This is a genomic window from Rathayibacter tritici, from assembly GCF_001641005.1.
In the GTDB taxonomy this organism is placed as follows: domain Bacteria; phylum Actinomycetota; class Actinomycetes; order Actinomycetales; family Microbacteriaceae; genus Rathayibacter; species Rathayibacter tritici.
Genome location: NZ_CP015515.1, coordinates 1,258,078 through 1,279,743 on the forward strand (window position 1 = coordinate 1,258,078; position 21,666 = coordinate 1,279,743).

Consider the following 21,666-nt stretch of genomic DNA (forward strand, 5'->3'; position numbering starts at 1 on the left):
TCGGAGAGCGGGGTGCGTTTCGCCGACGGGAAAGCGCTGGGACGCGCTTTGCCGGATACGGCTCCGCTAATTTCCGTGCCGGTCCTTGCCCGGCTCGGCGCGGTTGGCCTGTTGAGGTGGGTGCGTTTCGGAGAGCGGGGTGCGTTTCGCCGACGGGAAAGCGAGTCAGCGGAGGGAGATGCCCTCGGTGGCGGGGGCGGCGGAGTAGACGGCGGCGATGGTGTCGGCGAAATCGGCGAGGATGACGTTCCGCTTGATGCTCATCTTCGGGGTCAGGTGACCGCTGGCCTCCGTGAACTCGGTCGGCAGGATCACGAACTTCCGGACCGACTCGGCACGGGACACGCGCTCGTTCGCCGCATCGACGGCCCGCTGCACCTCAGCCAGCACAGCCGGATTCACGGCCGCAGCCTCGAGCGACAGACCCGCCTCCTGCCCGTTGTTCGCCAGCCAGGTCGGCAACATCTCGGAGTCGAGCGTGACCAGCGCGGCGATGAACGGACGCTGATCCCCCACGACAACGACCTGACCGACCAGAGGATTCGCCCGGATCGGGTCCTCAAGCGCGGCCGGCGCCACATTCTTGCCACCCGCCGTGACGATGATCTCCTTCTTCCGACCCGTGACCCGCAGGTAGCCGTCCTCATCGAGCGTTCCGAGATCACCCGTCCGGAACCACTCGCCGTCGAACGCCTCCGCCGTGGCCGCCTCGTTGTTCCAATAGCCGCCGAAGACGTCGATCCCGCGCACCTGGATTTCGCCGTCGTCCACGATCCGCACCGAGACGCCCGGCAGCGCCGGACCGACCGAACCGATCTTGAACCGTTCCGTACGGTTCACTGTGGCGGGCGCCGTCGTCTCGGTGAGGCCATAGCCCTCGAGGATCTTGATGCCGAGGCTGTGAAAGAAGTGCCCGAGCCGGTCGCCCAGCGGCGCGGACCCCGAGACGGCGAAGCGCACACTGCCGCCCATCGCGGCCCGCAACTTCGAGTAGACGAGCCGGTCGAAGAGCAGGAACTGCAGCCTCAGCGCGAACGGCACCGAGCCCGCCTCCGCGGCCATCGAATGGGCGACCGCGACATCGGCGGCGCGACGGAAGATCGTCCCCCGCCCCGCGGCCTCGGCCTTCTGCTCGGCGGAGTTGTACACCTTCTCGAACACGCGCGGGACGGCCAGGAGGAAGGTCGGCTTGAAGGAGGCGAGCGAGGGGAGCAGCTGCTTGGTGTCGGCCTGATGCCCGACTTTCACCCCGCCGTGCACGCACAGGATCGCGATGAAGCGGGCGAACACGTGCGCCGTGGTGATGAACAGTAGTGTCGACGCGCCGGGCTGGTGAATCAGCTCCGTGAGGGCAACCGCCGAGTTGCGGCTGAGCTCGACAAAATTCGAGTGCCTGATGATGCAGCCCTTGGGGCGGCCGGTGGAGCCGGAGGTGTAGATGATCGTCGCGATGTCGGCACCGGCTGCCAGCGAGCGGCGGCGCTCGATCTCGGCGTTCGGGACGTCGACGCCGCGCGCGACGAGCTTGTCGAGGTCGCCGAGCCCGATCTGCCAGGCGAGACGGACCTCCGGCAGATCGGCGCGGACCTCGTCGAAGCGGGCGAAGTGCTCGGCGGTTTCGACGATCACGGCATGAGCGCCCGAGTCGGCGAGATTCCACTGCACCTGGGCGGGGGAGGACGTCTCGTACACGGGGACGAGGACACCGCCGGCGAACCAGACGGCGAAGTCGATCAGCGTCCACTCGTAGCGGGTCGTGCAGATCAGCCCGACTTTCTCGCCCGGCTCGACACCGGCGGCGACGAGCCCCTTGGCGAGCGCGGTGACCTGATCGAGGAACTCCTGCGCCGTCACGTCGCGCCAGTGCGCGCCGTCGGGCAACGCGAACAGCGGCCGCTCGGGCGTTTCGCGCACGCGGTCCAGGAGGAGGGCGGTCGCGTTAGCCTGCGGGTCGGCCGCCACCACGAGGGGAGAATCGAACTGGTCCACGGCAACTCCTTCGGTACCTGAATCAACGTCGCCTCCACCCTAGCGGCGTCGTCGAAGCTGTGGATCTTTTCAGGCTGACAATCCGGCGCAGAGCCGACACACCCCGCCGGGTCTCATCGCCGAGCCGCACCGGGCACCCCTCGGTCACTACACTCGATCTGGCCGCCGCTCAGGTCGGCCCGCCGTCGCTCCAGCGCCGGTGACGACGGGAAGGCGGTGCGCGTGCACGCGATCGGGATCGACATCGGCGGCACGAAGATCGCCGGAGCCCTGGTCGATGAGTTCGGCGGGATCCTCCGCGAGGACCGTCGGCCCACTCCCGCCGGGCACCCCGAGCTGATTGTCGACGTCGTCGTGGAGATGGTCGAGCACCTGCGCTCGGGCCTGCTCCCTGGGGACGTCGCCGCAGTTGGAGTCGCCGCCGCCGGTTTCATCGACGCGTCCCAGTCGATCGTCTACTACGCCCCGAACATCAATTGGCGCAACGAGCCCTTCCGCGAGAAGCTGTCGGCCCGTATCGACCTCCCGATCATCATCGAGAACGACGCGAACGCCGCGGGCTGGGCCGAGTTCCGCTATGGCTCCGGCCGTCTCGTCAGCGACATGCTGATGCTCACGATCGGCACCGGAGTGGGCGGCGCGATCGTGATCAACGACCGGCTGTTGCGCGGCGGCTTCGGCGCCGCGGCTGAGATCGGGCACATGCGTGTCGTCCCCGGTGGTCTGCCCTGCGGCTGCGGTGCCCGTGGCTGCATCGAACAGTACGGTTCGGGGCGCGCGCTCCAGCGTTTCGCCGGCGAGCTCGCCGACGCGGGCGGGATCGGCCAGGGCATCGCTGACGCCCGCACCCGCAACGGCGGCGAGTTGACCGGACACGTCATCTCCGAGCTGATCACGGCGGGCGACCTCGGCGCCCTCGCCGCGCTGCGCCAGCTCGGCCACTGGCTGGGCGAGGCGGCCGCCAGCCTCAGTGCCGTCCTCGACCCGCAGATGTTCGTCATCGGCGGGGGAGTGGCGCAGGCCGGGGATCTGCTGCTGGACCCGATCCGCCAGGCCTACGTCGACAATCTGCCCGCCCGAGGGTTCCACCCGGAGCCCGAGTTCCGTATCGCCGAGCTCGTCAACGACGCCGGAGTCGTCGGGGCCGCCGACCTCGCGCGCGTGCACGCGAACTCCCTCTGACGCCACCCGCCGCACCCGACCCACCGCACCGCCGAGGAGCCCGATGTTCTACTGGTTCATGAAGCACATCGTCGCGGGCCCGCTCCTGAAGACGATTTTCCGCCCGTGGGTGGTCGGTGCCGATCGCATTCCCGCGAGCGGTGGTGTGATCCTCGCCAGCAACCACCTCTCGTTCATCGACTCCGTGATCCTCCCGCTGGTGATCGAGCGCAACATGGTGTTCTTGGCGAAGAGCGACTACTTCACCGGCAAGGGACTCAAGGGCTGGGCGACGAAGACGTTTTTCACCGCCACCGGGATGCTGCCGATCGACCGCTCCGGTGGCAAGGCGTCGGAGGCCTCGCTCAACACGGGGCTGCGCGTTCTCGCCGGCGGCCACGCGCTGGGCATTTATCCCGAGGGCACGCGAAGCCCCGACGGGCGGATGTACCGCGGCCGCACCGGAGTCGCCCGGATGGTCCTCGAGGGGCGCGTGCCCGTCATCCCCGTCGCGATGATCGACACCGCCAGGATCATGCCGATCGGTAAGCGCCTGCCCGCACTCGGTCGGATTGGCATCGTGTTCGGCGAGCCGCTCGACTTCAGCCGCTTCGAGGGCATGGAGGGCGACCGCTTTATCCTCCGCTCGATCACGGACGAGATCATGTACGAGCTCCTTGCCCTGAGCGGACAGGAGTATCTCGACGTCTATGCGACCTCGGTCAAGGAGAAGCGCGCGGCGCTCACCCGCTGAGCGCCCGTTCGGCGCCCTTGCCCGGCCGCACCGCCGCCCAGGCGATAAGCTCGTCAACCGCTGCCGTCCGTCCGGGCGGCGGCCCTCCGCGCGCCGCTGGCGCCCGTTAGAACCGGGAACACCCTCGTGGTCATCGATCCGAACGAACCGTACGTCCTCGCCGCCCCCTCCGTGGTCGCCGGCCTGGACTCGTGGCGGGAGCTCGAGATCAAGCAGCAGCCGCACTGGCCCGACATCGAGGCCGTGACGAAGGCGTCCGCCGAGGTCGCCGCGTTGCCGCCGCTCGTCTTCGCCGGCGAAGTGGACCAGCTGCGCGAGCGCCTCGGAGCCGCGGCCCGTGGCGAGGCCTTCCTGCTGCAGGGCGGCGACTGCGCCGAGACCTTCGCGGGAGCGACCGCGGACCAGATCCGCAACCGGGTCAAGACGGTGCTGCAGATGGCCGTCGTCCTCACCTACGGCGCGAGCATGCCGGTTATCAAGATGGGCCGCATGGCCGGCCAGTTCGCCAAGCCGCGCTCAAGCGACCTCGAGACCCGCGGCGACGTGACGCTGCCGGCCTACCGCGGCGACATCGTGAACGGCTACGACTTCACTCCGGAGTCGCGTGCCGCGGATCCGCGCCGCATCGTGCAGGGGTACCACACGGCAGCCTCGACCCTGAACCTCATCCGCGCCTTCACGCAGGGAGGGTTCGCCGACCTGCGTCTCGTCCACTACTGGAACAAGGGCTTCACCGAGAATCCGCAGAATCAGCGCTACGAGCAGCTGGCCCGGGAAATCGATCGCGCGGTCAAGTTCATGGTGGCCTGCGGGGCCGACTTCGAGGGCATGCAGCGCACCGAGTTCTACACGGGTCACGAGGGCCTGCTGATGGACTACGAGCGCCCGATGACGCGGATCGACTCACGCACCGGCACGCCGTACAACACGTCGAGCCACTTCATCTGGATCGGTGAGCGCACTCGCGATCTCGACGGCGCTCACGTCGACTTCCTCTCGCGCGTGCGCAACCCGATCGGCGTGAAGCTCGGCCCCTCGACGACGCCGGAGACCATGCTCGAGCTGATCGACAAGCTCGACCCGGAGCGCGAGCCCGGCCGGCTCACCTTCATCACCCGGATGGGAGCCGGAAAGATCCGCGACGCGCTGCCGCCGCTGCTCGAGGCGGTCACGCGCAGCGACGCCCTGCCGCTGTGGGTCACCGACCCGATGCACGGCAACGGGCTGACGACCCCGACCGGCTACAAGACCCGGCGCTTCGACGACGTGGTCGACGAGGTGAAGGGCTTCTTCGAGGCGCACCGAGCGGCGGGAACGCACCCGGGCGGCATCCACGTGGAGCTCACGGGCGACGACGTCACCGAGTGCCTCGGCGGCTCGGAGCACATCGATGAGGCGACGCTGGCCACCCGCTACGAGTCGGTCTGCGACCCGCGGCTCAACCACATGCAGTCGCTCGAACTCGCCTTCCTTGTGGCTGAGGAGCTGCGCGGCCGCGCACTCTGACTCCGTCCCGCCGGTCGACCCGTCGCTCAGGGGCGGCTCGGCCTCCGGGACGTCAGGTCGTGATCGTGATGGACAGCTGGATGGTCGTCCCGCGCTGCACGAGGTCACCGGCCTTGTTGGACTGGTTGGTGACCTTCGTCAGCTCGTTCGGCGCCGCGTCGATCAGCGGACCGAGGGTGGTCAGCGAGTAGCTCCACGCGAGGTTTGCCGCCTCGAGGGCCGCCTTCGCCTGGTCGCGGTTCATCCCGACCAGGTTCGGTACGGCCACCGGCTTCGGGCCCTTCGAGGTGACGACGGAGATGGCGTCTCCCGTCACCGCCGGTGCCTCCGGGTTCGCCTGGGTGAGGACCACGCCGACGGCGACCGTGTCGCTCCAGTCCTCGCCGCTGCGGTCGAGCGCGAGGCCTGCGGCCTTCGCCTTCGCTGTCGCGTCGTCGATCGAGAGACCGACGACGTTGGGGATCGGTCCGAGGCTCACCACCATCGCGATGCTGCTGGTCTCCGACATCGTCTTGGGCAGCGCGGAGCCGTCGGGGAGCGCGGCGGAGATGACCACGCCCGCCGCGACGTCGGCGTCGAACCTTCTCGACACATCGCCGACGGTGAAGGAGCCTGCGGCGACCTTCGCGGTCGCGTCGGCCTCCGAGAGGCCGGCGAGATCGGGGACCGGCAGCTGGCGCGGCCCGCTGGAGACCGTCAGGGTGATGACGGAGCCCTTGTGCACTCCCTGCCCGCCGGGCGGATCGGAACTCATGACTGTGCCCGCGGGAACGGTGAGGTCGGGTGCCGCCTGCGGCTCTACCTCGAACCCCTGCGCCTGCAGCTGGGTCGTCGCGTCTTGCTGGGACTGGCTGACGACGTTCGGGATCGACACGATCGCCCCCGGTCCCTCGCCGAACCACCAGGCCGTTCCTCCGCCGATCAGGGCGAGGAGGAGCACGACCACCGTCAGCAGGACTCCACGGCGCCGCCGGACGCGGCGCTTCGCGGCGAGACGGGCGACCGTGTCGTCGTCCTCGTCCATCACCAGGACGGCGCCGGTAGCCGGCGAGCGCTCGATGACCGAGGTGCGGCCGGGCTCCGCCGGGGCGAAGAGGGCCGTCGCCGGTTCGGGAACGGGGAGCGGAGCGACCGCCTGGGTGTCGCCGCGCCGGTCGCTCGGAGTGATGCCCATCAGGCGTTCGGCCTCGAGCAGCTGCGCGAGCATGACTCCGGCGTCCCGGGGGCGCATGTCCGGGTCGCGCTCGGTCGCCCAGAGCACGAGCTCATCGAGCGAGGTGGGCACTGAGGCGACCGTCGCACTCGGGTAGGGCACGGAGTCGTTCGCGTGCTGGTAGGCGATCTGCATCGGCTGCTCGCCCGTGAAGGGCTGCTGGCCGGTGAGCATCTCGTAGATCATGATCCCGATGGCGTAGATGTCGCTGCGGGTGTCGGCGGTACCGCGGGTGACCAGCTCGGGGGAGAGGTAGGCGATGGTGCCCAGGAGCGCCTGGCCGGAGGCGGTGTTCGCGGAGGCGGCGCGAGCGAGGCCGAAGTCGCCGATCTTGATCCGGCCATCATCGGCGAGGAGGACGTTCTCTGGCTTGAGGTCGCGGTGCAGGATGCCGGCTCGGTGCGCGGCGGCGAGACCGGAGAGCACCGAGTGCATGATGTCGACCACCTGCTGGGCGGTCAATCGGCCGCGTTCCTTCAGCAGGTCGCGCAGGGTGATGCCGGGGAGATACTCCATCACCAGGTAGGCCATGTCCGAGTCCTGGCCCTGGTCGAAGACGCTCACGACGTTCGGATGGGCGAGGCGGGCGGCCGAGCGCGCCTCCTGGACGAAGCGGTTCTTGAAGGTCGCATCATCGGAGAGGTGACCGTGCATGACCTTCATCGCGACGCGGCGCTCAAGGCGCTGATCGTGTGCCAGATAGACGGTTGCCATGCCGCCCCGCGCAATTCGCGAGCGCACCTCGTACCGGCCGTCGACGAGACGGCCGAGGAGAGGGTCGAGCTGGCTGGTGGTCACGCGATGAGTCTAGGCAAGACCCCCGGCGGAACCGGTGAGCGACGCCCGGGCGGCGCAGGACCCGGCCCGTCCCACCTGGCCGCCGTCGCGGTTGGCGGCCCTGCGGGCTCGTGGCAGTCTTAACGGGTGACCGACTCGTCCGCTGCCCCCGCCACCTCGACCGACTCCGAGCTGGAGTGGTTGACCGTCCCCGACCTCGTAGAGCTGACCGGACTCGGCGCCGGCCGGGTCCGCCGCCTCCTCGAGGAGCGCCACCTGCTCGGCAGCCGCCGGGACGGTGTCCTGAAGGTGCCGGCCCTCTTCCTCCGCGAGGGCGAGCCGATGACGGAGATCCGGGGCACCGCGATCCTGCTCGCGGACTCCGGCTTCACCGACGATGAGGCCGTCGACTGGCTGCTGGCCGTTGAGGAGAGCCTGGGCACGAGCCCGATCCTCGCCCTCCGCGCCGGTCGCAAGGCCGAGGTCCGTCGGGTGGCCCAGGCCCTGGCCTGAGCCCTGGATCCGCTCCTAGGAGGTGCGGACCGTGACCTGCGCTGCCAGCTCGCGGAGTTCGGCGATGCCCTCGGCTCGCAGCGGCGCGTCGGGGAGGACCGCCGTCGCGGCCTGAACCTCATGGGCGATCCGCTCCTCCAGCTGCTCCAGGGCACCGCTGCCCGCGACGATCTCCTGCGCGCGCGCGATCGCGGCCGCGTCGGCATCGCTGTGGCCGACAACGGCGTCGAGTTCGGCTCGATCGCTCGGCGAGCAGGCGCCGCGGGCCAGCCCGAGCAGCACGGTGCGCTTGCCCTCACGCAGGTCGTCGCCGGCGGGCTTGCCCGTCACGGCCGGGTCGCCGAAGACGCCGAGTACGTCGTCGCGCAGCTGGAACGCGATCCCGACCGGGAGTCCGAAGCGGCGCAGCGCGTCGAGCTGGGCGTCATCACCGCCGGCCAGCGAGCCTCCGATCGCGAGTGGCGCCTCGATGCTGTACTTGGCGCTCTTATACACGACCACCCGCTCGGCCCGCTCCAGGTGCTCGTGCTCGGGGTGGCGCACCCACGCGCTCTCTTCGAGGATGTCCAGGTACTGGCCCAGGGTGACTTCGGTGCGCATCAGGTTGAACTCGGCTCGTGCGCGCTCGGCGGCGGCGCGGTCGCCGAGCGACCACTCCGCGTCGGCGAAGATCTCGTCGGACCAGACCAGGAGTAGGTCGCCCAGGAGGATCGCGGAGGAACGGCCGAACTCGTCGCGGTCTCCGCTCCAGTCGCCGTCGGCGTGGAGGAAGGAGAAGCGCCGGTGCGCCGCAGGCGCGCCGCGGCGGGTGTCGGAGTTGTCGATCACGTCGTCGTGCACGAGCGCCGCCGCGTGGAACAGCTCAAGGCTCGCCCCGACTCGAGCGATCGGATCGGAGCCACTCGGGTGGGCCTGGCTCGGGGCGCTCGAGACGGCGTTCCAGCCCGCCTCGCAGAAGCGCGCGCGAAACCGCTTGCCCCCGCTGAGAAAGTCCCGCGAAAGGTCGCCGAGGGCGGAGACGTCCTCTCCTATGGAGCGCAGAATTGGTGTGCGCCCGGTGAGGAATTCATCGATTCGGAGCTGGACGCGATCGATGAGTCGAGAGCTGTGGTTCACCCGACCAGCCTATGCACCGAAGGTGCCTGGTGACTGCGTCGGGCTCGGTCTACACTGAAGCGCCGCCCGACCGCTCGAGCCCAGACCCCGCCTACTCGGTGTCGTTCCGCGGAAGGATCGACGCCACGCCCTATCGACGCCACACCCTGAAGGGGTCATGATGCCGCTTTCGGAACACGAGCAACGGCTCCTCGATGAGATGGAGCGCAACCTCTATCAGAACGATGCCGATTTCGTGGCGGCGGTCGGCAAGGGGCGCGGCGGCACCAACTACCGCGCTCTGGTGCTCGGCATCCTCCTCGGCATCCTCGGTCTCGGCGTCCTCGTGGCGGGCGTGGTCGTGCGTCAGCCCCTCGTCGGCATCCTCGGCTTCGCGTTCATGCTCGGCGGTGTGATCGTCGCGATGCGGCCGGCAGCCGGTGGTTCCTCCGCGCCCGGGCTCCCCGACGTCGGTCGGCAGACCAGGCCCCGCACGGGCAACCGCCAGGGCTCCGGTTTCATGGACCGTCTGAACGACAGGTGGGACAACCGCGGAGACGGGCGCGGCTAGCCCCCCCCTCCGCTCCACCCCAGGGTCGATCCTCACGGATCGGCCCTTTTTTCGTGCCTCGGCCCTCCCCTCAGCCGCAGTTCTCCTCCACTTCGCCCCACCATCACGGATCCGCGGAATGACGCGGATCACGGGGGTCCCTTCGGCGCGCCACGGCCTGTGCCCGGGTTGTGAGTGGGGGGAAGTGGAGTACTGTGGAGGACACACCATCCGTGGCCGGAAGAACTGGGGGGCAGTCCGTGTTCCTCGGCACCCATTCCCCCAAACTCGACGAGAAGGGCCGTGTGATCCTCCCCGCCAAGTTCCGCGACGAGCTCTCCTCCGGAGTCGTCGTCACGCGCGGCCAGGAGCGGTGCCTCTACGTGTTCAGCCAGGCCGAGTTCGAGGTGATGCACGAGAAGATCCGGCAGGCGCCGGTGACCAGCAAGCAGGCACGCGACTTCCTCCGGGTGTTCCTCTCGGGGGCGAGCGCCGAGATGCCGGACAAGCAAAACCGCGTGACCCTGCCGGCTCCGCTGCGCGCTTACGCCGGGCTGGACCGCGACCTGACCGTCATCGGGGCGGGCAACCGCGCCGAGATCTGGGCGCAGGACGCCTGGGAGAGCTACCTGCACGAGCAGGAGTCCGTGTTCTCCGACACTCAGGAGGAGGTGATCCCCGGCCTGTTCTAGCTCCTGTCGCGCGACTCCCAGCCACTCGGCGCCCGGACGCACCTTCCCCGGTGTCCGGACGCGAGCTGGATGGGGATCGGGCGACAGGATCGGGACCGGCGGGACCGCCATGACAGAGAACACTCCCCAGAACACCCCCCGCCCCACCGAGCAGCGGCACCTCCCCGTGCTGCTCGAGCGCTGCGTCGAACTCCTGGCACCGGCGCTAGAGCGCGACGGGGCAGTGGTCGTGGATGCGACGCTCGGCATGGGCGGGCACTCGCTCGCGTTGCTCGAGCGCTTCCCGGGGCTGCACCTCGTCGGTCTGGATCGTGACCCCGAGGCCCTGCAGCTCGCGGGGGAGAGGCTCGCGGCCCACGCCTCCCGGATCGACCTCGTGCACGCCGTCTACGATGAGCTGCCGGACGTGCTCGACGAGCTGGGCATCGACACGATCGACGGCGCGCTTTTCGACCTCGGCGTCTCCTCGCTCCAGCTCGACGAGACCGAGCGCGGTTTCTCCTACTCCAAGGACGCGCCGCTGGACATGCGGATGGACTCGACCGCCCCGCTCACTGCGGCGACCGTTCTCGCCGAGTACGACGAGAGCGCCCTGCGCCGACTCTTCCACGAGTACGGCGAGGAGCGGCTCGCTGCTCGCTACGCGAAAAAGATTGTCGAGGCGCGCCGCGAGGGCCCGCTGGAGCGCTCCGGCCGGCTGGTCGAGATCATCCAGGCGGCGACCCCGGTCGCGATCCAGCGCAACGGCCACCCCGCCAAGCGCGTCTTTCAGGCGCTGCGGATCGAGGTCAATCAGGAGTTGTCCGTTCTCGGGCGGGCGATTCCCTCGGCACTGGCCCGGATCGGCGTCGGCGGGCGGATCGTCGTCGAGGCGTACCAGTCGCTCGAGGACCGCATCGTCAAGCGCGCGCTCCAGGCCGCGTCCTCCTCCACTGCCCCGGACGGTCTCCCGATGGAGCTGCCGGAACACCGACCCGAGTTCCGACTCGTCATCCGCGGGGCCGAGCTCGCCTCCGAGGACGAGAAGGCCCAGAACCCCCGAGCGACACCCGTGCGTCTGCGCGCGGCCGAGAGGATCAGGAGCACTGCATGAGCGCTACCGCCGTCATCGACCCCGCCATTATCGACACCGCCCGTCGGGCACGTCCCGAGGAGCGCACGCCCGGCCCCCGGATTGAAGCCGTCCCGTCGGGCCGGGTGAAATCGCGTCCCACGCTTGTCTACGGGATCGTCGCCGTCGCCGGACTGTTCGCGATCATCGTGGTGCAGCTCCTGGTGAGCGTCGGACTCTCGCAGGGGGCCTACCAGATCTCGGCGCTACAGACCGAGCAGAAGTCGCTCACTCGCAGCAACGCAGAGAAGCAGAACGCGGTCGACACGCTGAGTTCGCCGCAGAACCTCGCCACGGCGGCGCAGGGCCTGGGCATGGTCGCGAACACCGCGCCCGTCTACCTCCGCCTCTCCGACGGCGCCGTCCTCGGCGACCCGTCCTCGGCCAGCTCGAGCGAGGTCGCGGGTACCGCCGCGACGCCACTGGTGTCGAACGCTCTCGTTCCTGCTCTTCAATCGGGTGCGAGCGCGTCCTCCCCGGCCGTCGACGGTGCAGCCGTACCGTTGCAGGGCGAGTTGCCCGCGCCCATCACACACTGACGCAGCCCGCACTGATGCACAGAAGGACACCGCCGCAGTGAGACACCACCGCTCGAGTAGACGCCGCACGGCCGTCACGTTCGTCATCATCGTCGCCGTCGTCGGACTTTTCATCGGCAAGCTGGTCGACATCCAGATCGTGCGGGCGAACGAGCTCACCGATGCGGCCGCCCAGAACCAGTCGAACAGCGTTGTCACCTACGGTCAGCGCGGTCCGATCGTGGACCGCTCCGGAACAGTGCTCGCGGACACCACCACGCGCTACCGTCTGACGACCTCGCCGAAGAACGTCGCGGAGTTCCCGCGTGAGCTGGGCGGCGACCAGAAGGTCATGGTCAGCGTCCAGCAGGCCGCCTCTGAGATCGGCGCCGTCACCGGCCAGACCATCGAGCAGATCACCGGAGCGGTCGACGCGGCACTGGCGAAGGACGCGAAGGCCAACTACCTGGTCCTCGCCGAGGGGCTCGACCTGGAGGCGTACCAGAAGCTCGTCGCGCTCGACATCCCGTGGACCTACTTCGAGACGCAGCAGGGCCGCAGCTACCCCAATGGCGCGGTGGCCGGCAACCTCGTCGGCTACGTCGGAGCGGACGGAGCCGCCCAGGAGGGCATGGAGTACGCCGAGAACACCTGCCTCGCCGGGCAGAACGGCTCCGAGAGCTACGAGCGCAGCGCCGACTACGTTCGGATCCCGGGCAGCACCGTCTCAGAGACACCGGCCGTGGACGGCGGGACGCTGAAGCTCACCATCGACTCCGACCTGCAGTACTACTCGCAGCAGGTTCTCTCGCAGCGGGTCGCCGAGGTCGGTGGTAGCTACGGGATCGTCGTGGTGCAGGAGGTCAAGACCGGCAAGCTGCTCACCGTCGCAGAGACTCCGACCGTCGACCCGAACAACGTCGAGGCGAGCGGCTCGGCGGACCGCAGCTCGCGCGCCTTCCGGGCGCCCTTCGAGCCGGGCTCCACCTTCAAGCCGATGACGGCCGCGATGCTGATCGACCAGGACCAGGCAAGCCCGACGACGCACGTCGTCGTTCCGGACGCCTTCGAGAAGGACGGCGCGTCGTTCAGTGACGACTTCTCGCACACGCCGACGAACTACACGCTGACCGGCATCCTGAAGGACTCCTCCAACGTCGGTATCTCGATGCTCGGCTCTCGCCTGTCGGCCCAGACCCGGTACGACTACCTGCAGAAGTTCGGCCTCGGCGCCCCCACCACCAGCGGCTTCCCCGGCGAGGAGGGCGGCCTCCTCGCCGACTACCAGGACTGGGACAACCAGACGAACTACACGACGATGTTCGGCCAGGGCGTTTCAGCGACCGCCGTGCAGGTCGCGAGCATCTACCAGACGCTCGGCAACGGCGGAGTCCGGCTCCCGGCGCAGCTGATCGCGGGCTGCACCACGGCCGAGGGCTCGGAGGTGGACGTGCCCGACTCGACGGGGTCCCAGGTGGTCTCGAGTTCGGCGGCCAAGCAGGTTGTCGACATGCTGCAGACTCATTACAACGAGGGTTGGCTGGCGAAGGACATCCACATCGACGGCTACAACATCGCCACCAAGACCGGCACCGCTCAGCAGCCGGACGGCAAGGGCGGCTACTCGAAGAGCTACACGGTCTCGCTCGCCGGACTCGCTCCGGCGGAGGACCCGGAGTACGTCGTGACGGTCACCATCGCCGATCCGGTTAAGATGAATACGTCCCAAGCGACGGCTCCGGTATTCCAGCAGGTCATGACGCAGGTGCTCAAGACCAACCGGGTGGAGCCGTCCACGGTTCCTCCCGTCGAGTACCCCACGACGTGGTGAGCCCGGCCGGGACCGCGATCCAGGTACCAGAACGAGAGAAAGAGCGGGCAGTGCACGACCCTCGCCCGCAGTCCTCCCTCCGCCCCGAGCACCCCGTGCCGCGCAGCCTCTCCCAGCTCGTCGCCGAGTTCTCGCTCGGGCCGGTCGTCGGTGTCGAGGGCGTCGAGGTGAGCGGGGTCACTCTCGACTCGAACCAGGTCGAATCCGGCGATCTCTACGTCGGTGTCGCGGGGCGGCGGGCACATGGCGCGGCCTTCGCGTCCGCGGCTGCCGCGTCCGGCGCTGTGGCCGTGCTGACCGATCCCGCCGGTGCGGAGCTCGCCGCCGACAGCGGCCTCCCCGTCCTGGTGACCCCCGATCCGCGTGCCGCCCTGGGCGATGTCGCCGCGTGGATCCACCGCACGCGCGAGGACGTGCCGACGCTCTTCGGAGTGACGGGCACGAACGGCAAGACGAGCGCCGTCTACCTCCTCGACGCCCTGCTGCGCCGGCTCGGGGTCGTCTCGGGGCTCAGCTCCACGGCGGAGCGGCGCATCGGCGATGTCGCGGTCGTCAGCTCGCTGACCACTCCCGAGGCGAGCGAGCTGCACGGCCTGCTGGCCCGGATGCGCGAGTCCGCCGTCCGCGCGGTCTCGATCGAGGTCTCGGCGCAGGCGCTCAGTCGGCATCGGATCGACGGCCTCGTCTTCGACGTCGTCGGCTTCACCAACCTCAGCCACGACCACCTCGACGACTACTCCGACATGCGCGAGTACTTCGAGGCCAAGGCCGACCTTTTCGAGCCGGAGCGGGCGCGACGCGGTGTCGTCACCGTGGACAGCGCGTGGGGCCGCGAGCTCGCCGAGCGCAGCCGCATTCCCGTCGCGACGCTCGCCAGCTCGTCGGTCGTCGGAGTCGCCCCCACCACTCCCGCCGACTGGTCGATGACCGTCGTCGACGCGACCGCCGACAGCACCATGTTCCGCCTCGACGGGCCCGAGAACCGCTCCGTCGTCGTCACCGTCTCGCTGATCGGCTGGTACATGGCGGCGAACGCGGCGCTCGCGATCGTGATGCTGGTGGAGTCGGGTTTCGACCTGGACGCCATCGCGCACGCGCTGGAGGACAGTCGGCTCGACGTCTACATCCCCGGCCGCGCCGAACTGGTCTCGGGCGTGCGCGGGCCGCGCGTCTACGTCGACTACGGCCACACTCCTGACGCTTTCCAGAACGCGCTCGAGGCGCTGCGGACCATCACTCCCGGTCGCCTGTTCATGGTGTTCGGTGCCGACGGCGACCGCGACACCACGAAGCGCAGCGACATGGGCGCCATCGCGGCGCGTCTGGCCGACGTCGTGATCGTGACCGACTTCCACCCGCGCTGGGAGGATCCGGCCGCCATCCGTGCCGCGCTCCTCCAGGGGGCCCGGGCCGCCGCGCCCGACCGGGAGATCCACGAGATCGCCGACCCGCGCGCGGCCGTGCGCGCTGCCGTCGCTCTCGCGCACGAAGGGGACTCGATCCTCTACGCCGGGCCCGGCCACGAGGACCACCAGGAGATCGCAGGAGTGCACATGCCGTATTCGGCCAGAGACGACGTCCGTGACGCACTGCGTGAGGCAGGCTGGCTGTAGATGATCGCCCTCACCCTCACCGAGATCGCCGAGGCCGTCTCCGGCCGCCTCCACCTGGCCGGCTCGGCCGCCACGGCCGCCACCGTTGTGGACGGAGCGACCGAGACCGATTCCCGCGAGATCGCGCCCGGCGGGATCTTCGTCGCCAAGCGCGGCGAGCACACCGACGGCCACCTCTTCGCGCCCGCCGCGCTCGAGCACGGGGCTGCGCTCCTGATCGTGGAGCGTCCGCTCGACCTCGACGTGCCGCAGGTTCTCGTCGACGACTCGGTCGAGGCGCTCGGCGCCCTCGCGACCGAGGTCGTCCGCCGTGTGCGAGCGAAGGGTGGGCTCACCGTCATCGGTGTTACCGGTTCGAACGGCAAGACGACGACCAAGAACCTCCTGCGCACGATCCTCGAGCGCGTCGGCGAGACGGTCGCGCCGCGCGGCTCCTTCAACAACGAGGTCGGTGCGCCGATCACGATGCTGCAGGTGTCGGAGTCGACGCGCTTCCTCGTCGCCGAGATGGGGGCGAGCGCGGTCGGCGAGATCCGCCGCCTCGTCCGGATGGCGAAGCCGGATGTCGGCGTCGTGCTCGCGGTGGGCCTCGCGCACGCGGGGGAGTTCGGCGGGATCGAGCGCACGCTCGAGGCCAAGACCGAAATGGTCGCCGACCTCACCGTCGACGACGTCGCCGTGCTGAACGCTGATGATGGCCGTGTCGCCTCGATGGCGGCCCGCGCCGCCGCTCGCGTCCTCTGGTTCGGCCGCGGCGAGAGCGCTGATGTTCGCGCCGTCGACATCGACGCCACCCCGGACGGCACCCGCTTCACGATCGAGGTCGCAGCGGGGGAGGGCCGGGAGTCCGCCCGTGCCGAGCTCCTGCTGCGCGTCCTCGGCGAGCACCACGTGATGAACGCCCTCGCGGCGACCGCCGCCGCGCTCTCGGTCGGAGTGACGCTGCCCGCGATCGTGGACGCGCTCGCCACCGTCACCCTCGCCGAGCGCGGCCGGATGGAGGTCCTCGGCGGCGAGGACGTCCGCGTCATCAATGACGCCTACAACGCGAGCCCCGACTCCACCGCCGCCGCGCTGCGCACGCTCGCCCAGATCGCGAAGCCCCAGGGGCGCACAGTCGCGGTCCTGGGCGAGATGAGCGAACTCGGCGAGTGGGCCGACGAGGAGCACGATCGCGTCGGCCTGCTGGCCGTGCGCTTGAACATCGCCCAGATCGTCGTGGTGGGCCGCGGCGCCCGGCGTATCCACGTCGCGGCCGAGCGCGAGGGGTCCTGGAGCGGCGAGTCCGTTTTCGCCGAGACCTCGGACGAGGCGTTCGCGTTCCTGGAGGAGTACCTGCGCCCGGGTGACACCGTGCTGGTCAAGTCCTCCAACTCCGCGGGCCTGCGTTTCCTCGCCGAGCGTCTCGGGGAGCGCCACCGATGAGGGCACTCCTGCTGGCCGGCGCGCTCTCCGGAGCGTTCACGCTCCTGATGACGCCCCTGTTCATCCGCCTCTTCCACCGCCTGCAGTGGGGCCAGTTCATCCGCGAGGACGGGCCGAAATCGCACCACGTCAAGCACGGCACGGCGACGATGGGGGGCATCGTCATCATCATCGGCACCGTGGTCGGCTACTTCCTCGGAATGCTGTTCGGCAACCGTGCGATCGCCCCCTCCGCGCTGCTCGTGCTGTTCATGATGGTCGGACTCGGGCTCGTCGGCTTCGTCGACGACTTCCTCAAGACCCGCAACCAGCGCAGCCTCGGGCTCGGCGGCTGGGCGAAGATCACCGGGCAGGTGGTCGTCGCGGCGGCCTTCGCCGTCATCGCGATCATGGTCCGCGACTCCAACGGGCTCACGCCCGCGTCCACCTCGATCTCGTTCATCCGCGACCTGCCGTTCGACTTCGCCGCCCTCGGGTGGATCGGCATCGGCCTGTTCGTGCTGTGGATCTGCGTCATCGTCACCAGTACCTCGAACGGGGTGAACGTCGCCGACGGCCTCGACGGCCTCGCGACCGGGTCCTCGATTCTCGCGATCGGCTCCTACGTCATCATCGGCTTCTGGCAGTCGAACCAGTGGTGCTTCGACCAGCGCCTCAGCCCCGAAGTCGTCGACAAGTGCTACCAGGTGAGCGATCCCTTCGATCTGGCGATCATCGCGGCGGCGGTCTCCGGGGCCCTAGTCGGCTTTCTCTGGTGGAACACCTCGCCGGCCCAGATCTTCATGGGCGACACCGGATCCCTCGGCCTGGGTGGCGCGCTCGCGGCCCTGGCGATCCTCACCCGCACCGAGCTGCTCGTCATCCTCATCGGCGGGCTGTTCGTGATCGTGACCGGCTCGGTGATCCTGCAGCGGATCTACTTCAAGCTGACCCGGGGTAAGCGCATCTTCCTGATGAGCCCGCTCCACCACCACTTCGAGCTCAAGGGCTGGGCCGAGATCACCGTCGTCGTCCGCTTCTGGATCATCGCCGGCATCTTCGTCGCCGCCGGTGTCGGGCTCTTCTACCTGGAATGGCTCTCGCTGGAATGACCGATCGCACCCGTCTCGACTCCCTCCGCAGCTGGCACTCGAACTGGCGGGGCCTGCGGGTCGCCGTGCTGGGCCTGGGCGTCACGGGGTTCTCGGTAGCCGACACGCTGACCGAGCTCGGCTCGGAGGTGCTGGTGCTCGCCGACCGCGCCGACGAGGAGCGCGAGCGCCTGCTCGAGGTGATCGGTGCGCGCCTGCACCGCGCGGACAGCCTCGACTCGGCCCCGGAGGAGCTGCGCTCGTTCGCACCGGAGCTGGTCGTGGTCTCACCCGGCTTCCGGCCGACGCACCCGATCCTGCGGTGGGCGCGGGAGTCCGGGATCATCGTGTGGGGCGATGTCGAGCTGGCCTGGCGGGTCCGCGACAAGGTCCTCAGGGCCGACGGCACTCCGGCGGACTGGGTGGTCGTGACCGGGACCAACGGCAAGACCACGACCGTCCAGCTCACGGCGACGATGCTCGTGGCCGGCGATCTCCGCGCCGCTCCGTGTGGCAACATCGGCGTCCCCGTGCTCGACGCCGTCCGTGACCCGCAGGGCTTCGACGTCCTCGTCGTCGAGCTCTCGAGCTACCAGCTGCACTATCTGGGCGCGATCGAGCCGATCGCGAGCACCTGCCTCAACATCGCCGACGACCACCTGGACTGGCACGGCTCCTTCGGGGCGTACCGCGCCGCCAAGGGGAAGGTCTACGCCGGAACACGCGTCGCCTGTGTGTACAACCGGGCGGATGCGGCGACCGAGCAGATGGTGCTGGACGCCGACGTGATCGAGGGAGCGCGCGCGATCGGCTTCGGCCTGGGCGTGCCCGGGCCCAGCGACTTCGGTGTCGTCGACGGCATCCTCTGCGACCGCGCCTTCCTCGAGGACCGGCGCACCAGCGCGCTCGAGATCGCCACCGTCGACGAGCTCGCCGAGCGTCACCTCGCCGCACCGCACATCGTGCAGAACGTCCTGGCGGCGGCCGCGCTCTCCCGTGCCTGCGGGATCGAGGTCGCCGCGATCCGCCGGGCGCTGGCGAGCTTCGAGCTCGACGAGCACCGCATCCAGGTCGTGGCCGAGCGCTCGGGGGTGACCTGGGTGAACGACTCCAAGGCGACGAATCCGCATGCCGCCGACGCCGCGCTGCGCGCCTATCCGTCGGTCGTCTGGGTCGTCGGCGGGCTGCTCAAGGGAGTCGACGTGGATGCCCTGGTCGCCGCGCACGTCAACCGACTGCGCGGTGCGGTGGTGATCGGCGCGGATCGCTCGGCGCTGCTCGGCGCATTCGGGCGACACGCGCCCGCCCTCCCCGTGCGCGAGGTCGTCCCGGACGACACTGGTGCCGTGATGCAGGCGGCCGTCGAGGCCGCCGCGACGCTCGCCCGCCCGGGCGATGTCGTTCTGCTCGCACCCGCTGCAGCCTCGATGGACCAGTTCCGCGACTACGCGGCTCGGGGCCGCTCCTTCGTGGCCGCCGTGGCGACACACCTGGGAGGGGGAGCCGATGACCGCTCCGACGACGAGCCGCCTCGCGGGCCGCTCGCGCACTGAGTCGCGCGGGAAGGACCGGAGCGGGGCCCGCTCCGCGCGGATCGTCCTCTCGAAGGTCTTCGCTTCCCACTCGCCGAACTTCTACCTGCTCTTCGGCACCACGCTCTTCCTGGTGCTGTTCGGGCTGACGATGGTGCTCTCCTCCTCGTCGGTCACCTCCTACGTGTCGAGCGATGACTCGTTCGGCGGGTTCCTGCGCCAGGGCGGCTTCGCGCTACTCGGCATCCCGATGATGCTGGTGGTCTCGCGACTGCCCGTCACTGTCTGGAAGCGGATCACGCCCGCCTTGCTCGTGGCCGGCTGCGTCCTGCAGGGTCTCGTGCTTTTCACGCCGCTCGGCGAATCCGTCGGCGGCAACCGCAACTGGATCCGACTCGGCGCGTTCAGCATGCAGCCGTCCGAGATCATCAAGCTCGCCCTCGCGCTCTGGCTGGGGCTCCTGCTCGCCCGCCGCTACCGCTCGGCGAAGGACTGGAAGGACGCGCTCGTCCCGGTCCTCATCGTCGGCGGCTTCGCGATCGGCCTGGTCCTGATCGGCGGCGACCTCGGGACGGTCGTCATCATGGCGGGCATCGTCCTCGCGGCGCTCTTCTACGCGAACGTGCAGATGCGGATCCTCGTCCCGATCGTGGTCGTCGGGGCGATCGGAGCGGTGCTGTTCGCCGTATCGAGTGACAACCGGCTCACCCGGATCATGTCCTTCCTCGGCGACTGCTCGAACGTCGAGGAGTACCAGAACTCGTGCTGGCAGCCGGTGCACGGCACCTGGGCGATGGCTTCCGGCGGGATCTTCGGCGTGGGCCTGGGCAACTCCAAGGCCAAGTGGTCGTGGCTGCCCGCCGCCGACAACGACTACATCTTCGCGATCATCGGCGAGGAGCTCGGACTGATCGGCGCGATCGTCGTGCTGGCGTTGTTCGTCGTGCTCGCCGTCGCATTCTTCCGCGTCATCCACGCCTCCACCGATCCGTTCGTGCGGATCAGCACGGGCGCGATCATGGTCTGGCTGATCGGCCAGGCCTTCGTCAACATCGGCGTGGTGCTGGGGGTGCTCCCCGTGCTCGGGGTCCCCCTGCCGCTGATCTCCTCCGGAGGCACCGCTCTGCTCAGCTCGCTCCTCGCCATCGGCGTCGTCCTCTCCTTCGCCCGCACGCAGACAGCGCCCCTGCCCGGCGCGGGCGTCCTGCGCCGCAGGAAGGCGGCGGCCGAGTGACCCGCTACCTGCTCGCCGGTGGCGGCACAGCCGGCCACGTGAATCCGCTGCTCGCGACCGCCGACGAGATCCGCTCGCGGCGTCCGAACGACGAGGTGCTGGTGCTGGGCACCGCTGAGGGACTGGAGGCGCGTCTGGTCCCCCTGCGCGGCTACGAACTCTCGGTGATTCCGCGCCTGCCGTTCCCGCGGCGGCCGAACCCGGCCGCGCTGCGCTTCCCGGGCGCCTTCGGCGCCACCGTCGCCGGGATCGTGCGGACGATTCGTGAACGGCGGATCGACGCGGTCGTCGGTTTCGGCGGGTACGCCGCGGCCCCCGCCTACCTCGCCGCCCGTCGCGCCGGCGTCCCCTTCACCGTGCACGAGGCGAACGCGCGCCCCGGGCTGGCCAATCGCCTCGGCGCCCGCGCGACTCGCTCCGTCGGCGTCGCGTTCGAGGGCACTTCGCTGCCGCACGCGCGGATGGTAGGGATGCCGCTGCGCCGCGAGATCGCGCAGCTCGACCGCGCCGCCCGCCGCGACGAGGCAATGGCCGCGCTGGGTCTGGATCCGTCGCGGTCGACCCTCCTGGTCACCGGTGGCTCCCTCGGCGCCCGGCGGATCAACGCGACCGTGCACGCCGCCGCCCCCGCCCTCGTCGCCACCGGCTTCCAGATCCTGCACATCACCGGCGGCCGCGCAGAGATCACGGACCCCGGTATCGCGGGCTATCACCTCCTCTCCTACTGCGACCGGATGGACCTCGCGCTCTCGGCCGCCGACGTCGCCGTCTCCCGTGCCGGCGCGGCGACCGTCAGTGAGCTGACCGCGCTGGGCCTGCCCGCGGTCTACGTCCCGTACCCGGTCGGCAACGGCGAGCAGCGCTTCAACGCGCGCGGCGTGGTCGATGCTCGTGGGGCCGTCCTCGTCGAGGACGCGGCCTTCCTCCCCGGTTGGGTCGAGCGCGAGCTCGTACCGCTGCTGGGCGATGCCGTCCGCCGCGACGAGATGGCGTGCAGGGCGGCTCGCATCGGCGTGCGCGACGGCTCCGGGAGGCTCGTGGACCTGATCGAGTCGAGTCTCACCGCGCCGAGATGAGGTCGC

The 21,666-nt window shown here is 69.9% G+C and carries 18 protein-coding genes; 15 read left to right on the top strand and 3 right to left on the bottom strand.

Annotated features, from left to right (window positions below; genetic code table 11):
• Positions 1-165 precede the first annotated feature (165 nt).
• Positions 166-1,989, bottom strand: a complete 1,824-nt coding sequence (locus A6122_RS05725) for an AMP-dependent synthetase/ligase (RefSeq protein WP_068252612.1) — start codon at positions 1,987-1,989, stop codon at positions 166-168.
• A gap of 222 nt (positions 1,990-2,211) precedes the next feature.
• On the opposite strand from A6122_RS05725, the gene A6122_RS05730 reads away from it, so the two are divergent.
• From A6122_RS05730 to A6122_RS05740, 3 genes are all read left to right on the top strand, one after another.
• On the top strand, positions 2,212-3,171 hold the full coding sequence (locus A6122_RS05730) for an ROK family glucokinase (RefSeq protein ID WP_068257128.1): 960 nt from the start codon (positions 2,212-2,214) through the stop codon (positions 3,169-3,171).
• Positions 3,172-3,214: 43 nt separating this feature from the next.
• Positions 3,215-3,904, top strand: a complete 690-nt coding sequence (locus A6122_RS05735) for a lysophospholipid acyltransferase family protein (RefSeq protein ID WP_068252613.1) — start codon at positions 3,215-3,217, stop codon at positions 3,902-3,904.
• A gap of 126 nt (positions 3,905-4,030) precedes the next feature.
• Entirely contained in the window at positions 4,031-5,410 is a 1,380-nt protein-coding gene (locus tag A6122_RS05740; protein WP_373408352.1) for a class II 3-deoxy-7-phosphoheptulonate synthase, read from the top strand.
• 52 nt (positions 5,411-5,462) lie between these two features.
• Here the strand turns inward: A6122_RS05740 and pknB are convergent, their stop codons facing one another.
• Positions 5,463-7,421: a Stk1 family PASTA domain-containing Ser/Thr kinase gene (pknB, locus tag A6122_RS05745; protein ID WP_068252614.1), complete on the bottom strand. Its 1,959-nt coding sequence runs from the start codon at positions 7,419-7,421 to the stop codon at positions 5,463-5,465.
• Between the two features lie 126 nt (positions 7,422-7,547).
• Between pknB and A6122_RS05750 the strand changes: the two genes are divergently transcribed.
• Entirely contained in the window at positions 7,548-7,913 is a 366-nt protein-coding gene (locus A6122_RS05750) for an Rv2175c family DNA-binding protein (protein ID WP_068252615.1), read from the top strand.
• A 15-nt stretch (positions 7,914-7,928) separates the two neighbouring features.
• On the opposite strand, the gene A6122_RS05755 is transcribed toward A6122_RS05750, so the two are convergent.
• Positions 7,929-9,029 carry a polyprenyl synthetase family protein gene (locus A6122_RS05755; protein ID WP_068252616.1) on the bottom strand — a complete coding sequence of 367 codons (1,101 nt, stop codon included), beginning with the start codon at positions 9,027-9,029 and terminating at the stop codon, positions 7,929-7,931.
• Positions 9,030-9,189: 160 nt separating this feature from the next.
• Between A6122_RS05755 and A6122_RS05760 the strand changes: the two genes are divergently transcribed.
• From A6122_RS05760 to A6122_RS05810, 11 genes are all read left to right on the top strand, one after another.
• The gene (locus tag A6122_RS05760; protein ID WP_068257132.1) at positions 9,190-9,579 is read left to right on the top strand and encodes a DUF3040 domain-containing protein; all 390 of its coding nucleotides are present in this window, start codon (positions 9,190-9,192) and stop codon (positions 9,577-9,579) included.
• A 239-nt stretch (positions 9,580-9,818) separates the two neighbouring features.
• Entirely contained in the window at positions 9,819-10,250 is a 432-nt protein-coding gene (gene mraZ, locus A6122_RS05765) for a division/cell wall cluster transcriptional repressor MraZ (RefSeq protein ID WP_068252618.1), read from the top strand.
• A 109-nt stretch (positions 10,251-10,359) separates the two neighbouring features.
• Complete coding sequence (gene rsmH / locus A6122_RS05770; protein WP_068252620.1) at positions 10,360-11,343, top strand: 16S rRNA (cytosine(1402)-N(4))-methyltransferase RsmH; 984 nt, start codon at positions 10,360-10,362, stop codon at positions 11,341-11,343.
• A complete protein-coding gene (gene ftsL / locus A6122_RS05775) occupies positions 11,340-11,900 on the top strand; it encodes a cell division protein FtsL (protein ID WP_068252622.1) in 561 nt (186 codons plus the stop codon). Before rsmH ends, ftsL begins: the two co-directional genes overlap by 4 nt.
• A 37-nt stretch (positions 11,901-11,937) precedes the next feature.
• The gene (locus A6122_RS05780; RefSeq protein ID WP_068252625.1) at positions 11,938-13,710 is read left to right on the top strand and encodes a peptidoglycan D,D-transpeptidase FtsI family protein; all 1,773 of its coding nucleotides are present in this window, start codon (positions 11,938-11,940) and stop codon (positions 13,708-13,710) included.
• A gap of 50 nt (positions 13,711-13,760) precedes the next feature.
• The gene (locus A6122_RS05785) at positions 13,761-15,323 is read left to right on the top strand and encodes a Mur ligase family protein (protein WP_068252626.1); all 1,563 of its coding nucleotides are present in this window, start codon (positions 13,761-13,763) and stop codon (positions 15,321-15,323) included.
• Entirely contained in the window at positions 15,324-16,748 is a 1,425-nt protein-coding gene (locus A6122_RS05790; RefSeq protein WP_068252627.1) for a UDP-N-acetylmuramoyl-tripeptide--D-alanyl-D-alanine ligase, read from the top strand. It abuts the gene before it with no gap.
• Complete coding sequence (gene mraY, locus A6122_RS05795; protein ID WP_068252633.1) at positions 16,745-17,839, top strand: phospho-N-acetylmuramoyl-pentapeptide-transferase; 1,095 nt, start codon at positions 16,745-16,747, stop codon at positions 17,837-17,839. The genes A6122_RS05790 and mraY overlap by 4 nt, the downstream gene beginning before the upstream one ends.
• A complete protein-coding gene (gene murD, locus A6122_RS05800) occupies positions 17,836-19,371 on the top strand; it encodes a UDP-N-acetylmuramoyl-L-alanine--D-glutamate ligase (protein ID WP_068252636.1) in 1,536 nt (511 codons plus the stop codon). The genes mraY and murD overlap by 4 nt, the downstream gene beginning before the upstream one ends.
• On the top strand, positions 19,325-20,584 hold the full coding sequence (gene ftsW / locus A6122_RS05805; protein WP_084415845.1) for a putative lipid II flippase FtsW: 1,260 nt from the start codon (positions 19,325-19,327) through the stop codon (positions 20,582-20,584). The genes murD and ftsW overlap by 47 nt, the downstream gene beginning before the upstream one ends.
• Entirely contained in the window at positions 20,581-21,660 is a 1,080-nt protein-coding gene (locus A6122_RS05810; protein ID WP_068252641.1) for a UDP-N-acetylglucosamine--N-acetylmuramyl-(pentapeptide) pyrophosphoryl-undecaprenol N-acetylglucosamine transferase, read from the top strand. Before ftsW ends, A6122_RS05810 begins: the two co-directional genes overlap by 4 nt.
• Positions 21,661-21,666: the final 6 nt, after the last annotated feature.

What these genes read in the sequence shown, in the direction of transcription:
- A6122_RS05735 (WP_068252613.1), top strand. Translation starts at nt 3,215, where the DNA reads ATGTTCTACTGGTTCATGAAGCACATCGTCGCGGGCCCGCTCCTGAAG.
- A6122_RS05760 (WP_068257132.1), top strand. Translation starts at nt 9,190, where the DNA reads ATGCCGCTTTCGGAACACGAGCAACGGCTCCTCGATGAGATGGAGCGC.
- rsmH (WP_068252620.1), top strand. Translation starts at nt 10,360, where the DNA reads ATGACAGAGAACACTCCCCAGAACACCCCCCGCCCCACCGAGCAGCGG.
- ftsL (WP_068252622.1), top strand. Translation starts at nt 11,340, where the DNA reads ATGAGCGCTACCGCCGTCATCGACCCCGCCATTATCGACACCGCCCGT.
- A6122_RS05790 (WP_068252627.1), top strand. Translation starts at nt 15,324, where the DNA reads ATGATCGCCCTCACCCTCACCGAGATCGCCGAGGCCGTCTCCGGCCGC.
- mraY (WP_068252633.1), top strand. Translation starts at nt 16,745, where the DNA reads ATGAGGGCACTCCTGCTGGCCGGCGCGCTCTCCGGAGCGTTCACGCTC.
- murD (WP_068252636.1), top strand. Translation starts at nt 17,836, where the DNA reads ATGACCGATCGCACCCGTCTCGACTCCCTCCGCAGCTGGCACTCGAAC.
- ftsW (WP_084415845.1), top strand. Translation starts at nt 19,325, where the DNA reads ATGACCGCTCCGACGACGAGCCGCCTCGCGGGCCGCTCGCGCACTGAG.